General features: G+C 70.4%; 13 protein-coding genes and 2 pseudogenes. 7 read left to right on the top strand and 8 right to left on the bottom strand.

All coding sequences use genetic code 11. From position 1 onward, the window contains the following. Nucleotide 1: 1 nt before the first annotated feature. The 7 genes and pseudogenes from ACXKR8_RS33465 (at nt 2) to ACXKR8_RS33435 (ending at nt 6,739) form a co-directional block, all read left to right on the top strand. Nucleotides 2–424, top strand: coding sequence for a roadblock/LC7 domain-containing protein (locus ACXKR8_RS33465; RefSeq protein ID WP_034090093.1), 423 nt, complete (start codon nt 2–4; stop codon nt 422–424). Nucleotides 425–506: 82 nt separating this feature from the next. Next, entirely contained in the window at nt 507–935 is a 429-nt protein-coding gene (locus ACXKR8_RS33460) for a DUF742 domain-containing protein (RefSeq protein WP_458268312.1), read from the top strand. Beyond that, nucleotides 916–1,527: a GTP-binding protein gene (locus tag ACXKR8_RS33455; RefSeq protein ID WP_458268311.1), complete on the top strand. Its 612-nt coding sequence runs from the start codon at nt 916–918 to the stop codon at nt 1,525–1,527. The genes ACXKR8_RS33460 and ACXKR8_RS33455 overlap by 20 nt, the downstream gene beginning before the upstream one ends. 319 nt (nt 1,528–1,846) lie before the next feature. Beyond that, a pseudogene (locus ACXKR8_RS33450) lies at nt 1,847–3,722 on the top strand (sensor histidine kinase); the annotation flags it as partial. Nucleotides 3,723–5,000: 1,278 nt separating this feature from the next. Further along, nucleotides 5,001–5,414, top strand: a complete 414-nt coding sequence (locus ACXKR8_RS33445) for a roadblock/LC7 domain-containing protein (protein WP_370084116.1) — start codon at nt 5,001–5,003, stop codon at nt 5,412–5,414. A gap of 88 nt (nt 5,415–5,502) precedes the next feature. Further along, nucleotides 5,503–6,159 (top strand): DUF742 domain-containing protein, encoded by a 657-nt coding sequence (locus ACXKR8_RS33440; protein ID WP_458268309.1) that lies wholly within the window; start codon nt 5,503–5,505, stop codon nt 6,157–6,159. Further along, on the top strand, nt 6,140–6,739 hold the full coding sequence (locus ACXKR8_RS33435; RefSeq protein ID WP_458268308.1) for a GTP-binding protein: 600 nt from the start codon (nt 6,140–6,142) through the stop codon (nt 6,737–6,739). Before ACXKR8_RS33440 ends, ACXKR8_RS33435 begins: the two co-directional genes overlap by 20 nt. A gap of 63 nt (nt 6,740–6,802) precedes the next feature. Here the strand turns inward: ACXKR8_RS33435 and cimA are convergent, their stop codons facing one another. The 8 genes and pseudogenes from cimA to ACXKR8_RS33395 all read right to left on the bottom strand — a co-directional run. Next, nucleotides 6,803–8,389, bottom strand: coding sequence for a citramalate synthase (gene cimA / locus ACXKR8_RS33430; RefSeq protein WP_458268307.1), 1,587 nt, complete (start codon nt 8,387–8,389; stop codon nt 6,803–6,805). A 388-nt stretch (nt 8,390–8,777) separates the two neighbouring features. Continuing rightward, complete coding sequence (locus ACXKR8_RS33425; RefSeq protein ID WP_458275147.1) at nt 8,778–9,875, bottom strand: branched-chain amino acid aminotransferase; 1,098 nt, start codon at nt 9,873–9,875, stop codon at nt 8,778–8,780. Between the two features lie 250 nt (nt 9,876–10,125). Beyond that, on the bottom strand, nt 10,126–11,169 hold the full coding sequence (locus ACXKR8_RS33420; protein WP_458268306.1) for a 3-isopropylmalate dehydrogenase: 1,044 nt from the start codon (nt 11,167–11,169) through the stop codon (nt 10,126–10,128). Between the two features lie 89 nt (nt 11,170–11,258). After that, nucleotides 11,259–11,381 carry a hypothetical protein gene (locus ACXKR8_RS33415; RefSeq protein ID WP_458268305.1) on the bottom strand — a complete coding sequence of 41 codons (123 nt, stop codon included), beginning with the start codon at nt 11,379–11,381 and terminating at the stop codon, nt 11,259–11,261. A 292-nt stretch (nt 11,382–11,673) separates the two neighbouring features. Then, on the bottom strand, nt 11,674–13,281 hold the full coding sequence (gene serA, locus ACXKR8_RS33410; protein WP_458268304.1) for a phosphoglycerate dehydrogenase: 1,608 nt from the start codon (nt 13,279–13,281) through the stop codon (nt 11,674–11,676). Nucleotides 13,282–13,704: 423 nt separating this feature from the next. Beyond that, a complete protein-coding gene (ilvC, locus tag ACXKR8_RS33405) occupies nt 13,705–14,703 on the bottom strand; it encodes a ketol-acid reductoisomerase (protein ID WP_458268303.1) in 999 nt (332 codons plus the stop codon). Between the two features lie 94 nt (nt 14,704–14,797). Beyond that, nucleotides 14,798–15,322, bottom strand: a complete 525-nt coding sequence (ilvN, locus tag ACXKR8_RS33400; protein WP_458268302.1) for an acetolactate synthase small subunit — start codon at nt 15,320–15,322, stop codon at nt 14,798–14,800. Between the two features lie 42 nt (nt 15,323–15,364). After that, nucleotides 15,365–17,200, bottom strand: a pseudogene (locus ACXKR8_RS33395) (acetolactate synthase large subunit); the annotation flags it as partial. Nucleotides 17,201–17,227 lie beyond the last annotated feature (27 nt).

Genomic DNA, 17,227 nt, shown 5'->3' with positions numbered 1-17,227 from the left:
GATGAGCCAGATGTCCCAAGCGGCACACAATCTGAACTGGTTGATCACCAACTTCGTGGACAACACCCCCGGGGTGTCGCACACGGTGGTGGTCTCCGCCGACGGCCTCCTGCTCGCCATGTCCGAGGGCTTCCCCCGTGACCGTGCCGACCAGCTCGCCGCCGTGGCCTCCGGGCTGACGTCGCTGACCCAGGGCGCCTCCCGGATCTTCGAGGGCGGACGGGTCACCCAGACCGTCGTGGAGATGGAACGCGGCTTCCTCTTCATCATGGCCGTCTCCGACGGCTCCTCCCTCGCCGTACTCGCCTCACCCGACAGCGACATCGGCCTGGTCGGCTACGAAATGGCCCTCCTCGTCGACCGCGCCGGCGACGTGCTGACCCCGGCCCTGCGGGCCGAGCTCCAGGGCAGCCTGCTCCACTGACCCGCACCGCACCGAACCCCCTCAGGCACCACCAGCCAGCCGCGGAGTGGCACGACGGACCGCTGCAGCTCAAGGAGGACAGATGACCCCGCCCCAAGGCTCCACCGGTCCGTACGGCAACGCCTACGGCCAGCACGGCAACGCGCACGGCACCCCGCAGGGGCCGGCCCGGCAGCCGTTGGTCCGGCCGTACGCCATGACCGGTGGCCGGACCAGACCCCGGTACCAACTGGCGATCGAAGCGCTGATCTCCACCACGGCGCAGGCCGACCGGGCCGGATCGCTGCTCCCCGAGCACGCCCGGATCGTCCAGCTGTGCCGTGAGGTCAAGTCCGTGGCGGAGGTCTCCGCCCTGGTGCCCATGCCGCTCGGCGTGGCCCGCATCCTTGTCGCCGACCTGGCCGAAGCCGGCCTGGTCGCGATCCACCAACCGGCCGCCGCCTCCGAGACCGGCGGCACTCCGGACGTCACACTGCTCGAAAGGGTGCTCAGTGGACTTCGCAAGCTCTAGGCCCGCGGCGCCCTTCGCGCCCGCGCCACCCGTCGCCGCCCGGCGGGCCACCACCTCGGCGAAGATCGTCGTCGCGGGCGGCTTCGGGGTGGGCAAGACCACCCTGGTCGGAGCGGTCTCCGAGATCAACCCGCTGCGCACCGAGGCCGTGATGACCTCGGCCAGCGCGGGGATCGACGACCTGACCCACATCAGCGGCAAGACCACCACCACGGTGGCGATGGACTTCGGCCGGATCACCCTGGACGAGGACCTGATCCTCTACCTCTTCGGCACCCCCGGCCAGGACCGCTTCTGGTTCATGTGGGACGACCTCGTCCGCGGCGCCATCGGCGCCGTCGTCCTGGTCGACACCCGACGCCTCGCCGACTGCTTCCCCGCCATCGACTACTTCGAAAACAGCGGACTCCCCTTCGTCGTCGCCCTCAACGCCTTCGACGGAAACCAGACCCACAACCCCGAAGAAGTCCGCGAAGCACTCCAACTCGGCCCCGACACCCCCGTCATCACCACCGACGCCCGCCGACGCGACAGCGCCAAATCCGCACTGATCACCCTCGTCGAACACGCGCTGCTGGCACGACTGCGCTAGGAAGGACCCCTCCGGGGGTCCTGTTTGCATAACGGTTCGACACGCAATTCCCCCACAGGTTTCACCCCTTGTGACCGGATGTGTACACAGCGCCCACCAAAGGGTGTGCATTCGCCGCAGGTGGGGCTTTATGTCCGATTTATCGTCAGGATGCGGACCTGGCCCAGGTGTTTGGCCCGTACACCGCGTACGTGCTGAAATTCCAGCGATCCGCGCAGATCAGTAGCACGCATCAGAAATGGCCGCCCGGCCGAGAGGTTGTTGTCGAGTGAGGCAGAAGCAGGCAGACCCCGGACCGCGGCAGGCCGTTCCCCTTCCCGTGGCGGACGGAGGCTCCCGTTGGGGCTTCCGCCACTGGCGGGTGCCCACCCGGCTGACGGCCATCGTGCTCGTCCCGGTGCTCACCGCGATGGCCTTCGCCGGGCTGCGCGTCAAGGACCAGTTGGACCTGGCCAGCGCGGCCGCGCAGAACGAGAAGGTCGCCATCCTGGTGCGCGACGCCGCCGCGGTGGCGGACGACATGGAGAACGAGGGCGACCTCGCCGTCATCCCGCAGCTGCACGGCATCCAGAACGACCCCAAGGTGCTCGCCGCGCGGCAGCAGACCAACGCCGACATCGCGACCATGGACAACGACGCCAAGGGGGTGAAGTCGGACGGCCAGATAGCCAACGACCTGAACGACTTCCACACCCAGGTGTCCAAGAACCTCTCCAACCTCCGGGTCAACGGCAACACCAAGATCGACCCGATCGACACCGAGCTCCAGTACTCGGCGATGTACCTGCAGCTGATGGGCCTCGACAACGAGCTGTTCTTCAGCGACAAGAACATCAACAGCCGCGGCCGCGAGCTCTACGCGCTGACCCTGGAGAAGGCCTCCACCTCCACCGAGCGCAACTACGTGACGATCGCGCTGGTCACCAACCAGATGCCGCTCCAGCTCGCCGAGGCGATCCAGGTGGCCAACCGGCTCACCGCCACCACCGAGAACCAGTTCCTGATCTCCGGTGTGCCCAGCGACGTGAAGCTGTACAAGAACACCGTGATCGGGCAGGGCATCGGGCCGGCCGAGAACACCCTGGTCAACATGGTCACGAAGAAGAACCTCAAGCCCGCCGGGATCACCCCCGAGGCCTGGTTCGCGCTGGCCAGCTCGCGGACCCAGCAGGAGCGCACGGTCGAGAAGGCGATCACCGACCAGGTCGTCGCCGACGCCAAGCAGGCCCAGAGCGACGCCAACCGGCAGGCGCTGACCATCACCGCCGAGGCGCTCGCGCTGATGCTGGTGGCCGGTGTGCTGGTCTACCTGATGGGCCGCTCCATGGTCCGCGGGATGCGGACCCTGCGCGACAGCGCCCAGAGCATCGCCGCCGAACGGCTGCCGGACCTGGTCCGCAAGCTCTCCAAGACCGACCCCGAGCGGGTCGACACCACGGTCCAGCCGATCCCGCTGACCGGACGGGACGAGATCGGCGAGGTCGCCCGCGCCTTCGACGACGTCCACCGCGAGGCGATCCGGCTGGCCTCCGAGCAGGCACTGCTCCGAGGGAACGTCAACGCGATCTTCACCAACCTCTCCCGCCGCTCGCAGGGCCTGATCGAGCGCCAACTGGGCCTGATCACCGAGCTGGAGAACAACGAGGCCGACCCGGACCAGCTGGAGAGCCTCTTCAAGCTGGACCACCTGGCCACCCGTATGCGCCGCAACGGCGAGAACCTGCTGGTCCTGGCCGGCGAGTCGGCCGGACGCGACTGGACCGACCCGATCCCGCTGGTGGACGTGCTGCGCGCGGCCGCCTCCGAGGTGGAGCAGTACGAGCGCATCGAGCTCAGCGGCATCCCCGAGACGGACGTGATCGGCCCCGCCGTCACCGACATGGTGCACCTGCTCGCCGAGCTGCTGGAGAACGCCACCACCTTCTCCAGCCCGCAGACCAGGGTCAGGGTCACCGCGACCCGGCTGCCGGACCAGCGGGTGCTGGTCGAGATCCACGACAAGGGCATCGGCCTCACCGCCGAGGACTTCGCCGCGATCAACAGCAAGCTCGCCGACCCGCCGACCGTGGACGCCTCGGTGTCCCGGCAGATGGGCCTGTTCGTGGTCGGCCGGCTGGCCGAGCGCCACGGCATCCGGGTCCAGCTCCGCCCCTCCGGCGAGTCCGCCGGGACCACCTCGCTGGTGATGATCCCGGACCACCTGACCCAGGTGCCCCGGATGGCCGAGCCGGAGGAGCAGTTCACCGTCTCCCGGATCTACGGCGAGCCCGAGAACGGCACCTACGCCGACCCGGACAACCGCACCGCGAGCGAGCTGGGCTTCGACGACAGCCGCTACGAGCGGCCGGCGGCGGAGGTCGGCGCGGGACCGGACCTGATGCAGCGCACCATGCGGCTCGGCCACCGGCGCGAGCAGGCGGCGCTGGAGCCCGCGGCGCAGGAGGCCGCCCAGGCAGCCCAGGCCCAGCAGGGCGGGCAGCCGCCGCAGCAGGGCGGGCGGCCCGCGCAGCCGGCGCCGGCCCCGCAGCAGCCGGTCCAGCAGCCGCACCCGGCCGAGGCCTTCCCCGAGCCCTACGCCCCCGAGCCCTATGCCGCCGCAGAGTTCGACGAGCGCGCGTTCGACCAGTCGTTCGGCGGCCCCCAGGGCTACGCCGAGACCGCGCCGTCGTACCCGGCCCCGGACGCCTCCTACGAGGCGGGCCGCTACACCGCCGCCGACTTCGAGTCGACCGGCTTCCAGGACCCCTTCGCGTCCCAGGACCCGTACCCCGCCCAGGGGTACGGCGCCCAGCAGCAGTACGGCGCGGAGCAGTACGAGCACGAGCAGTACCCGCCCTACCAGCCCGAACCCGAGACCCAGTACGGACACCCGTACTACTCGGAACCCCTGCAGTCCGCCCCCGCACCCGCTACCGAGGCGCCCGTGGCCCCCCAGCCCCCGCTCCCCGACCCGCCGCCACTACTCCGCCCGCCCTGCCCCAGCGGCCGTCCCCGGCGCCCGCTCCGGCAGCCAACGGCTCGTTCGGCTCGCTGCCCACCCGCCGTCCCGGCCAAGCCCTCGGCGGCGGTCGGGCGATCGGTGACCGCGAGGCCGGCGAGCGCCCCAACTGGTTCACCGGCGCCCGCGAGGAGGAGGACGAGCAGGTCCCCACCCCGCCGTCCGCTCCCGTGTTCGTCCCGCCCGTGGCCGCCGCGGCCGAGCCGTCCACCGGGGGCACCACCCCGGCCGGCCTGCCCCGCCGCGTGCCCCGGCAGAACCTGCTCCCCGGCAATGTCGCGGAGCCCAGCAACGCCGCTACTGCCGTCTCCCCGCAGCTGTCCCGATCCCCCGAGGAGGTCCGCGGCCGGCTCACCAACCTGCGCCGCGGCATCCAGCAGGGACACAACGCGGGCGACACCCCCTCCCCCGACCAGCACGGCGGCGCCGATCTCTTCGGCAGCCCGAACCACCCGGAGCGTTAGCAGTGAGTCAGATGTCACAGGCGGCACAGAACCTGAACTGGTTGATCACCAACTTCGTGGACAACACCCCCGGGGTGTCGCACACGGTGGTGGTCTCCGCCGACGGCCTCCTGCTCGCCATGTCCGAGGGCTTCCCCCGCGACCGTGCCGACCAGCTCGCCGCCGTGGCCTCCGGGCTGACGTCGCTGACCCAGGGCGCCTCCCGGATCTTCGAGGGCGGACGGGTCACCCAGACCGTCGTGGAGATGGAACGCGGCTTCCTCTTCATCATGGCCGTCTCCGACGGCTCCTCCCTCGCCGTACTCGCCTCACCCGACAGCGACATCGGCCTGGTCGGCTACGAAATGGCCCTCCTCGTCGACCGCGCCGGCACGGTGCTCACCCCGGCTCTCAGGGCCGAGCTCCAGGGCAGCCTGCTCCACTGACCGACGGCTCCCCCGGCCGGCCCGACCAGCACCGCGTACCACCAGCAAGAGCCGCAACTCCCCTGTCGCTCCACTGTGAGGAGGAACCGTGACACCGCCCGAGGACCAGAACGGCCAGTACGGAACCGGCTATCCCGGTACAGGCCACGACGCGTTCGGTGGTCCGGGCGGCGGCGGTTACCCGCCCGCGCCCAACTACCCCGGCAACTACGGCCATGAGCAGGACCAGCGGGGCTACGGCGCGCCCTCCCCGGGCTACCAGGACAACCCCTACGCCAACGGCGGCACCGCCAACCCGGCGCCGAACGCCCCCACCACCAGCGGCACCGGATCCGGCTATCCGAGTCGGCCCTCGTACGCGGACGACTGGAAGCACCAGCCGCACCAGGAGCCCGAGCCGGACGAGGAGCCGCTGATCCGCCCGTACGCCATGACCGGCGGCCGGACCCGTCCGCGCTACCAGCTGGCCATCGAGGCCCTGGTCTCCACCACCGCGGCGCCGGAGCGGATCGTCTCGCTGCTCCCCGAGCACCAGCGGATCTGCAATCTCTGCCAGGACATCAAGTCCGTGGCCGAGATCTCGGCGCTGCTCTCCATGCCGCTCGGCGTGGCCCGCATTCTCGTCGCCGACCTGGCCGAATCCGGCCTGGTGGCGATCCACCAACCCGCCGCCGGAGGCGAATCCGGTGGCACGCCAGACGTGACACTGCTCGAAAGGGTGCTCAGTGGACTTCGCAAGCTCTAGGCCCGCCCCACCGGCTGCCAACGGAGCCCGCCGCACAACCACCTCAGCGAAGATCGTCGTGGCGGGCGGCTTCGGGGTGGGCAAGACCACCCTGGTCGGAGCGGTCTCCGAGATCAACCCGCTGCGCACCGAGGCGGTCATGACCAGCGCCTCGGCCGGCATCGACGACCTCAGCCATGTCGCCGACAAGACCACCACCACGGTGGCGATGGACTTCGGCCGGATCACCCTGGACGAGGACCTGATCCTCTACCTCTTCGGCACCCCCGGCCAGGACCGCTTCTGGTTCATGTGGGACGACCTCGTCCGCGGCGCCATCGGCGCCGTCGTCCTGGTCGACACCCGACGCCTCGCCGACTGCTTCCCCGCCATCGACTACTTCGAAAACAGCGGACTCCCCTTCGTCGTCGCCCTCAACGCCTTCGACGGAAACCAGACCCACAACCCCGAAGAAGTCCGCGAAGCACTCCAACTCGGCCCCGACACCCCCGTCATCACCACCGACGCCCGCCGACGCGACAGCGCCAAATCCGCACTGATCACCCTCGTCGAACACGCGCTGCTGGCACGACTGCGCTAGCCGAGAACGCTGAGGGCCGTCACGCGCTGCGTGACGGCCCCTCAGCGTCTCTGCCAGGGCCCGCTAGGGCTCCAGGCCCGCCCGGAGCAGGCCGAAGGTGAAGGCGTCCTCCAGGGCCTGCCAGGAGGCCGAGATGACGTTCTGGGCGACCCCGACCGTGGACCACTCGTCCTTGCCGTCGCTGGTGGTGACCAGCACCCGGGTCTGCGAGGTGGTGCCGTGCTCGCCCTCCAGGATCCGGACCTTGTAGTCCACCAGCTCCAGCGCCGCCAACTGCGGGTAGAAGCGCTCCAGCGCCGCCCGCAGGGCCATGTCCAGGGCGTTGACCGGGCCGTTGCCCTCCCCGGTGGAGATGATCCGCTCGCCCTGGACATGGAGCTTCACGGTGGCCTCGTTGGCCTGGCTGCCGTCCGCCTGCTGCTCGCCGATGGTGCGCCAGGACTCCAGGGCGAAGAAGCGGACCCGGTTGCCGTTCACCTCGTCCCGCAGCAGCAGCTCGAACGAGGCGTCGGCGGCCTCGTAGGTGTAGCCGAGGTTCTCCCGCTCCTTGACGGTGGCCACGATCCGGCCCACCGCGTCGCGGTCGCCGGAGAGGTCGTAGCCGAGCTCCTTGGCCTTGAGCTCGACCGAGGCGCGGCCGGCCATGTCGGAGACCAGCATCCGCATCCGGTTGCCGACCAGGGCCGGGTCGGTGTGCTGGTAGAGGTCGGGGTCGACCTTGATCGCGGAGGCGTGCAGCCCGGCCTTGTGGGCGAAGGCGGAGACCCCGACGTACGGCTGGTGGGTGGACGGGGTGAGGTTGACCACCTCGGCGATGGCGTGCGAGATCCGGGTCATCTCGGCGAGCTTCCCCGCGGGCAGCACCCGGCGGTCGTACTTCAGCTCCAGCGCCGCGGCGACCGGGAAGAGGTTGGCGTTGCCGACCCGCTCGCCGTAGCCGTTGGCGGTGCACTGCACCTGGGTGGCCCCGGCGTCCACCGCGGCCAGGGTGTTGGCCACCGCGCAGCCGGTGTCGTCCTGGGCGTGCATGCCGAGCCGGGCCCCGGTCTGCGCCAGCACGTCCGCGACGATGGCGTGCACCCCGGCCGGGAGCATCCCGCCGTTGGTGTCGCAGAGCACCACCACGTCGGCGCCCGCCTCGTGCGCGGTGCGGACCACGGCCAGGGCGTAGTCGCGGTTGGCCCGGTAGCCGTCGAAGAAGTGCTCGCAGTCGATGAACACCCGGCGCCCCTGCTCCCGCAGGAAGCGCACGCTGTCGGCGACCATGGCCAGGTTCTCGTCCAGGGTGGTGCGCAGGGCCAGCTCGACATGGCGGTCGTGGGACTTGGCGACCAGGGTCACCACCGGGGCCCCGGAGGCCACCAGGGCGGCCAGTTGGGCGTCGGTGGCCGCGTCGCCGCCCGCGCGGCGGGTGGCGCCGAAGGCGACCAGCTGGGCGTGCTTCAACTCCAGCTCGCCGGCCGCGCGGGCGAAGAACTCGGTGTCCCGGGGGTTGGCGCCGGGCCAGCCGCCCTCGATGAAGCCGACCCCGAAGTCGTCCAGGTGGCGGGCGATGGTGAGCTTGTCGGCGACGGTGAGGTTGATGCCCTCGCGCTGCGCACCGTCTCGCAGGGTGGTGTCGAAGACGTGGAAGTCGTCGCTGAGGCTCATTGCCTGGTTCTCCTGTCCGGGGGCTGGGTCCGGGTCCGCCCCCGGCGGGCTGGGATGCCTGCCGGGGGCGCCACGGGGGGCCTGGGGTGTACCCAGGATCACGGTCGCTGTCGCCTTCGCCGCGTGCACTCTGGCCGCCGAACGGTTCCTTGTGGGATCGCGTCGGCAAACAAAAAGACCCCTCGCGGATGCGAGAGGTCTGCGCGCGGGTCTTGTGACACGGTGTCCGTTCCGGCACGGGTCGATCGTGCGGAGCGGTCACTGCGGACCGGCGCGCCTGCTGCCAATAATGAGCGAGAGCGAGGACACACCAGCAGTGTGCCACAGCCACGCCGCGCGGGACGGCCGGTCTCAGGATGCGGGACCGGCCGTCCCCGACGCGGGCTGCTCAGGCGATCGGGTGCATCCAGCCGTGGGTGTCCTCGCGGCGGCCGGTCTGCAGCGCCAGCAGGGTCTCCCTGAGCTTCAGGGTGACCGGGCCGGGGTTGCCGTCGCCGATGGTCCAGTGGCCGCGGGCGGACTTGACCGAGCCGACCGGGGTGATCACCGCGGCGGTGCCGCAGGCGAAGACCTCGGTGAGGGTGCCGTCGGCGTTGCCGTCGCGCCACTCGTCGGTGGAGATCTTCCGCTCCTCGGTGGCGTAGCCGAGGTCGTCGGCGATGCTCAGCAGCGAGTCCCGGGTGATGCCGGGCAGCAGCGAGCCGGACAGCTCGGGGGTGACGATCCGGGCGTCCGCGCCCTCGCCGAAGACGAAGTAGAGGTTCATCCCGCCCATCTCCTCGATCCAGCGCCGCTCCACCGCGTCCAGCCAGACCACCTGGTCGCAGCCCTGCTCCGCGGCCTGGGCCTGGGCGACCAGGGAGGCGGCGTAGTTGCCGCCGCACTTGGCCGCGCCGGTGCCGCCGGGCGCCGCCCTGACGTACTCCTCGGAGAGCCAGACCGAGACCGGCTTGACCCCGCCGCTGAAGTAGGCGCCGGCCGGGGAGGCGATCACCATGAACAGGTACTCGTTGGCCGGACGGACGCCGAGGCCGACCTCGGCGGCGATCATGAACGGGCGCAGGTAGAGGCTGGCCTCGTCCTGGCTCGGCACCCAGGCCGCGTCCTGGGCGACCAGCGCCTCGACCGCGGCGACAAAGGCCTCCTGCGGCAGCTCCGGCATGGCCAGCCGGCGCGCGGAGGCCTGGAAGCGGGCGGCGTTGGCGAACGGGCGGAAGGTCTGGATGCTGCCGTCCGCGGTCCGGTACGCCTTCAGCCCCTCGAAGATCGTCTGGCCGTAGTGCAGGACCGCGCTCGCCGGGTCGATCTCCAGCGGCGCGTACGGGGCCAGCTGCGCGTCGTGCCAGCCGCGGCCCTCGGTCCAGCGGATGGTCACCATGTTGTCGGTGAAGAAGCGGCCGAAGCCGGGGTTGGCGAGGCGGGCCTCGCGTTCCTCGGCGGCGAGCGGGTGGGCCGAGGGCTTGAGCTCGATCTCAATGGTCTCGATGGGGGAGGTCATGGCGTTACGTCCTTCACCGTGTCGTCAGGCGGGCCGCTCTCATTCATCGCGGAGGGGGCCCAGGGTCGATGGTCGCACTTTCCCGGGCCGATCGAACAGTCGCTCCGGCGGGAGACGACGAAGCGGCCCGGAAGGGTGCGTACCGGTGGTACCGGGGGTCACAGGGCGTTGCTGACCAGCCGGGTCTCGGCATGCTTACTTCCGGACCGCTGTGGGGTCCTGGCGCAGTGCCGGCTGGTCAGCCGGCTACTCGCGCGGCGAGGGCGTCGCCGACCTCGGAGGTGGAACGGGACGGCTTCCCGATGCGCTCGGCGAGGTCCGCGGCGACGGCGGTCTCGATCCGGGCCGCCTCCTCGGTCAGGCCGAGGTGCTGCAGCAGCATCGCGACCGAGAGGACGGTGGCGGTCGGGTCCGCCTTGCCCTGTCCGGCGATGTCCGGGGCCGAGCCGTGGACCGGCTCGAACATGGACGGGAACTCGCCGCCGGGGTTGATGTTGCCGCTGGCGGCGAGGCCGATGCCACCGGTCACCGCGGCGGCCAGGTCGGTGAGGATGTCGCCGAAGAGGTTGTCGGTGACGATCACGTCGAAGCGCTCGGGCTGGGTGACAAAGAAGATCGTCGCCGCGTCCACGTGCAGGTAGTCGGTGCTGACCTCGGGGAACTCGGTGGCGACCGCGTGGAAGATCCGGGTCCACAGGTGGCCGGCGTGGACCAGCACATTGTTCTTGTGGACCAGCGTCAGCTTCTTGCGCGGACGGGCCTGGGCCCGGGCGAAGGCGTCGCGGACGACCCGCTCGATGCCGAACGCCGTGTTCAGGCTGACCTCGGTGGCGATCTCCTGCGGGGTACCGGTGCGCAGGGTGCCGCCGTTGCCGACGTACGGGCCCTCGGTGCCCTCGCGGACGACCACGAAGTCGATCTGCGGGTCGCCGGCCAGCGGGGAGGCGACACCCGGGAAGAGCTTGCCGGGGCGCAGGTTGACGTGGTGGTCGAAGGCGAAGCGCAGCTTGAGCAGCAGCCCGCGCTCCAGCACCCCGGAGGGCACCGAGGGGTCGCCGATCGCGCCGAGCAGGATGGCGTCGTTGTGCTTGAGCTCCTCCAGCACGCTGTCCGGGAGGGTTTCGCCGGTGGCGTGGTAGCGGCGCGCGCCGAGGTCGTACTCGGTGGTCTCCACCTTGGAGTCGGCGGGGAGGACGGCGGCGAGGACCTTGAGCCCTTCGGCGACGACTTCCTGGCCGATGCCGTCACCGGGGATCACTGCGAGGCGGAGAGTGCGAGACATGCCCGGGACCTTACTCCTGGTTCCAGCAGGTGGGCATCGACCGTCCGGTATCTGGACGCTGCTGCCGGTGGCCTGCGGCCTGAGGACCGCTACCGGTGGCCGGTCGCGCCGCCGTTGTCACGGCGGTCCAGGGCCCGCTGCAGCGCGGCCATGGCATTGGCGCGGTCGTTGTTCTGGGGACGGGCGGGGGTCTGCGGGCGCTGCTGGTCCATGAGGGGACTCCTCTGACGCGAGGGACGGTTCTTGACGCGAGGGGGTGGTTCTTGACACGGGGGAATGGTGGGGCAGGGGCCGCGCAGGGGTCGCCCGCGACAAGGGCCGTTCGGAACTGGCTGTGGATACAGCGGATCGTCCGACTACTTCACGGTACGACAAGGGACCGCGACTGTCTGCAGAACTACTTGGATTTCCTACTATCTGAGACGGGATCATCCGGCCGCCGAACGCACAGCGCCCCGCGGGCCTGAGGAACGGCCTGCGGGGCGCTGGGGTGGAGCGGGTTGCTCAGGAGTCGCTGAGGTTCACCGAGCGGGCGAACTTGGCGCCGATCTCGGTGGCGATCTCGTTCAGCACCGGCTGCGGGATCTCGCTGTCCACGGTGAGCGAGACCAGCGAGTCGCCGGCCTCGTCGTCGCGGGAGACCTGCATGCCGGCGATGTTGATCCCGGCCTCGCCGAGCAGGCGGCCGAGAGTGCCGACCACGCCGGGGCGGTCGTCGTAGCGGAAGAAGGCCATGTGCTCGGTGAGCACCACGTCCACGTCGAAGGTGTCGACGCCGACGATCTTCTGGATCCGCTTGGGCCCGGCCAGCGTCCCGGAGACGGCGACCTCGCGGCCGTCGGTCAGGGTGCCGCGGACGGTGATGACATTGCGGTACTCGGGGCTCTCGCTGGTCGTGGTGAGCCGTACCTCGAGGCCGCGCTCCTGGGCGAACAGCGGGGCGTTCACGTAGGAGACGGTCTCGGCGACGACGTCCTCGAAGACGCCCTTGAGCGCGGAGAGCTCCAGCACCTTGACGTCGTGCTGGGTGATCTCGCCGCGGACCTCGACGTCCAGGCGGGCGGCGACCTCGCCGGCCAGCGCGGTGAAGATCCGGCCGAGCTTCTCGGCCAGCGGCAGCCCGGGGCGCACGTCCTCGGCGATGACGCCGCCCTGGACGTTGACGGCGTCCGGGACCAGCTCGCCGGCCAGCGCGAGCCGGACCGACTTGGCGACCGAGATGCCGGCCTTCTCCTGCGCCTCGTCGGTGGACGCGCCCAGGTGCGGGGTGCAGACCACGTTGTCGAAGGCGAACAGCGGGGAGTCGGTGCACGGCTCCTTGGCGTAGACGTCGAGGCCGGCGCCGGCCACCCGGCCCTCCTTGAGCGCGGAGGCCAGGGCCTCCTCGTCGACGATCCCGCCGCGGGCGGCGTTGATGATGCGCACGGTCGGCTTGACCTTGTGCAGCGCCTCGTCGCCGATCAGGCCGACTGTCTCCGGGGTCTTCGGGAGGTGCACGGTGATGAAGTCGGAGGCCGCGAGCAGCTCGTCCAGCGGCATCAGGTTGACGCCCATCTGGGCCGCGCGGGCGGCCTGGATGTAGGGGTCGTAGGCGACGATCTTCATACCGAAGGCGGACATGCGCTGCGCGACCAGCACGCCGATGCGGCCGAGGCCGACCACGCCGAGGGTCTTCTCCGCCAGCTCGACGCCGGTGTACTTGGCGCGGGCCCACTTGCCGTCCTTGAGGGCGGCGTTGGCGGCCGGGATGTGCCGGGCCGTGGAGATGAGCAGGCCGCAGGCCAGCTCGGCGGCGGTGACGATGTTGGAGGTCGGGGCGTTGACGACCATCACGCCGGCCTTGGTGGCGGCGGGTACGTCCACGTTGTCCAGACCGACGCCGGCCCGGGCGACGACCTTGAGCCGCCGGGCGGCGGCGATGGCCTCGGCGTCGACCTTGGTGGCGGAGCGGATCAGGATCGCGTCCACGTCGGCGATGGCGGGCAGCAGTTCGGCCCGGTTGGCGCCGTCGCAGTGGCGGATCTCGAAGTCGGGGCCGAGTGCGTCCACGGTCGCGGGGGAGAGTTCTTCCGCGATGAGTACGACAGGCTTCTTGGTGGTTGCAGCGCTCACGACAGTTGTCCTTACTGTCCGGATCTCCCCTGCCGCACGGGTGTGGGTGGCACCCTCGAACTGACGGCATGGTGGGAACGGTGGCATGCCGCGTTGGAGACGCACGACGCTGTGGGCCTGACGCGCACTCGGGAGTCTAGCGAGGGTCGGCTACCGCCCTCGCACCCCTGCGGTGGAATCACCCGCACGGGACCTTACGAACCGTACAAGTGCTCGCACGGAATGGTGGCTGGATGGAGGAGCGGGTCGAGGGCCGAGTCTGGGCGGGGCGGAGGAGGGAGCCATGGCGGAGCCCTGGCGACTGACGACAACCCGGCCAGGCGAGAGCCATCGGCCCGCGACGCCAGCCACCATTCCGTGCGAGCACTCAGATGCGGGGGCGCCCTGGTTCGGGCACCCCCGCCGCTCGGGGACTGCGGGGGCTTACGCCTCCTCGTCCACCCAGCTCATCAGCTTGCGGAGCTTCTTGCCGGTGGTCTCCAGCAGGTGCTCGCTGTCGGCCTTCTTGTACTCGTTGTACTTCGGCAGGCCGTTCTTGTACTCGGCGATCCAGGCGTTGGCGAAGGTGCCGTCCTGGATCTCGGTGAGGACCTGCTTCATCGCGACCTTGGTGTCGGCGGTGATGATGCGGGGGCCGGTGACGTAGTCGCCCCACTCGGCGGTCTCGGAGACCGACCAGCGCATCTTCTCCAGGCCGCCCTCGTACATCAGGTCGACGATGAGCTTCAGCTCGTGCAGGCACTCGAAGTAGGCGATCTCGGGCTGGTAGCCGGCCTCGGTCAGCGTCTCGAAGCCCGCCTTGACCAGCGCGGACGCGCCACCGCAGAGGACGGCCTGCTCACCGAACAGGTCGGTCTCGGTCTCCTCGGTGAAGGTGGTCTTGATGACGCCCGCCCGGGTGCCACCGATGCCCTTCGCGTAGGACAGCGCCAGCTCCAGGCCCTTGCCGGTGGCGTCCTGCTCCACGGCGACGAGGCAGGGAACGCCGCGGCCCTCTTCGTACTGGCGGCGGACCAGGTGGCCCGGGCCCTTGGGGGCGACCATGGCGACGTCGACGTCCGCCGGGGGCTTGATGAAGCCGAAGCGGATGTTCAGGCCGTGGCCGAAGAACAGCGCGTCGCCGGCCTTCAGGTTGGGCTCGATGACCTCCTTGTAGAGGTCGCCCTGGATCGGGTCCGGCACCAGGACCATGATGACGTCGGCCTCGGCGGCCGCCTCGGAAGGCGTGACCACGCGCAGGCCCTGCTCCTCGGCCTTGGCACGGGACTTGGACTCGGGCAGCAGGCCGACGCGGACGTCGACGCCGGAGTCGCGCAGCGAGAGCGCGTGGGCGTGGCCCTGGCTGCCGTAGCCCAGGATGGCGACCTTGCGACCCTGGATGATGGACAGATCAGCGTCGTCGTCGTAGAACAGCTCGGCCATCGCTGGCTTCTCCTTGCATGGGGCTTTGATTGGGGACCACCGTACGCCGGTCGGCGGCGTCCGGGTTTTGTTCTCAAATGGTGAGACTACTGTCTCAGGCGCTGCGGTCGAGCGCCCGGAGCGAGCGGTCCGTGATGGAGCGGGCGCCGCGGCCCACCGCCACCATCCCGGACTGCACCAGCTCCTTGATGCCGTAGGGCTCCAGCATCCGCAGCATCGCCTCCAGCTTGTCGGAACCGCCGGTGGCCTCGATGGTCACCGCGTCCGGGGCGACGTCCACGGTCTTGGCACGGAACAGCTGGACGATCTCGGTGATCTGGGAGCGGGTCTCGCTGTCCGCGCGCACCTTGACCAGGACCAGCTCACGGCGCACCGCCGAGGCCGGGTCCAGCTCGACGATCTTTATGACGTTGACCAGCTTGTTGAGCTGCTTGGTGACCTGCTCCAGCGGCAGGTCCTCCACGTTGACGACGATGGTCATCCGGGAGATGTCGGGGTGCTCGGTCGGTCCGACCGCGAGCGAGTCGATGTTGAATCCCCGGCGGGAGAACAGCGCGGCGATGCGGGCGAGCACGCCGGGCCTGTTCTCGACCAGGACGGAGAGGGTGTGCTTGGACATGGTTCCTATCCCTTGATTCCGGATCCGGTGCGGCTGGGGGCGTCAGTCGAGCTGGTCGCCGAAGTCCGGACGGACGTCGCGCGCCGCCAGGATCTCGTCGTTGCTGGTGCCGGCGGCCACCATCGGCCAGACCATGGCGTCCTGGTGCACGATGAAGTCGATCACGACCGGGGCGTCGTTGAGGGCCATCGCCTGCTGGATCACCGCGTCCAGGTCCTCCGGGCGCTCGCAGCGCAGGCCGTAGCAGCCCATCGCCTCGGAGAGCTTCACGAAGTCCGGGATCCTGGTGCCCTGCGCGGGCTGGGCGATGCCGTCGTGTTCCGGGCCGCTGTGCAGCACCGTGTTGCTGTAGCGCTGGTCGTAGAACAGGGTCTGCCACTGGCGGACCATGCCCAGCGAGCCGTTGTTGATGACGGCGACCTTGATCGGGATGTTGTTCAGCGCGCAGGTGACCAGCTCCTGGTTGGTCATCTGGAAGCAGCCGTCGCCGTCGATCGCCCAGACCTCGGTGTCCGGCATGCCGGCCTTGGCGCCCATCGCGGCCGGGACGGCGTAGCCCATCGTCCCGGCGCCGCCGGAGTTCAGCCAGGTGGCCGGCTTCTCGAAGGTCAGGAACTGCGAGGCCCACATCTGGTGCTGGCCCACGCCCGCCGCGTAGATCGCGTCCGGGCCGACCAGCTGGCCGATCCGCTCGATCACCTGCTGCGGGCTCAGCATCCCGTCCGGGGCCTGGTCGTAGCCCAGCGGGTAGGTCTTCCGCCAGGTGTTGAGCTGCTCCCACCAGTCCGCGTAGTCAGGGGTGACGCCCGCAGCGAACTCGGTCTGCACGGCCTGGATCAGATCGGCCAGGATCTCCCGGGCGTCGCCGACGATCGGGACGTCCGCGGTGCGGTTCTTGCCGATCTCGGCCGGGTCGATGTCCGCGTGGACGATCTTGGCGAGCGGGGCGAAGCTGTCCAGCCGACCGGTGACCCGGTCGTCGAAGCGGGTGCCCAGCGCGAACAGCAGGTCGGCCTTCTGCAGCGCGGTCACCGCGCCGACCGAGCCGTGCATCCCGGGCATGCCCAGGTGCTGGTCGTGGGTGTCCGGGAAGGAGCCCAGCGCCATCAGCGTGGTGACCACCGGGGCGCCGGTCAGCTCGGCCAGGATCCGCAGCTCGGCGGTGGCGCCGGCCTTGATCACCCCGCCGCCGACGTAGAGCACCGGGCGCTTGGAGGAGAGCAGCAGCCGGGCCGCCTCGCGGATCTGCTTGGCGTGCGGCTTGGTGACCGGGCGGTAGCCGGGCAGCTGGTGCTCGGCCGGCCAGCGGAACACCGTCTGCGCCTGCAGCGCGTCCTTGGCGATGTCGACCAGGACCGGTCCCGGACGGCCGGTGGCGGCGATGTGGAAGGCCTCGGCGATCACCCGGGGGATCTCGGACGGGTCGGTGACCAGGTAGTTGTGCTTGGTGATCGGCATGGTGATGCCGCAGATGTCCGCCTCCTGGAAGGCGTCCGTGCCGATCGCGGCGCTGGCGACCTGGCCGGTGATGGCGACGATCGGCACCGAGTCCATGTAGGCGTCGGCGATCGGGGTCACCAGGTTGGTCGCGCCGGGGCCCGAGGTGGCCATGCAGACCCCGACCTTGCCGGTGGCCTGCGCGTAGCCGGTGGCGGCGTGGCCCGCGCCCTGCTCGTGGCGGACCAGGATGTGGCGGACCTTGGTCGAGTCCATCAGCGGGTCGTAGGCGGGGAGGATCGCCCCGCCGGGGATCCCGAAGATCGTGTCGGCGCCGACCGCTTCGAGCGAGCGGATGAGCGACTGGGCCCCGGTCATGGGCTCGGCGATCGGGGTCTCGCCCCGCTGCGGGGCGGCGGGTGCCTGCTCAGTCATCTGCTGTTCCTTCTCGGAGGGGTTCGTGCTGAC

This window comes from Streptacidiphilus sp. PAMC 29251, from assembly GCF_054208735.2.
The sequence above is the reverse complement of the archived record's forward strand: the minus strand, read 5'-3'. Positions and strand labels throughout refer to the sequence as shown.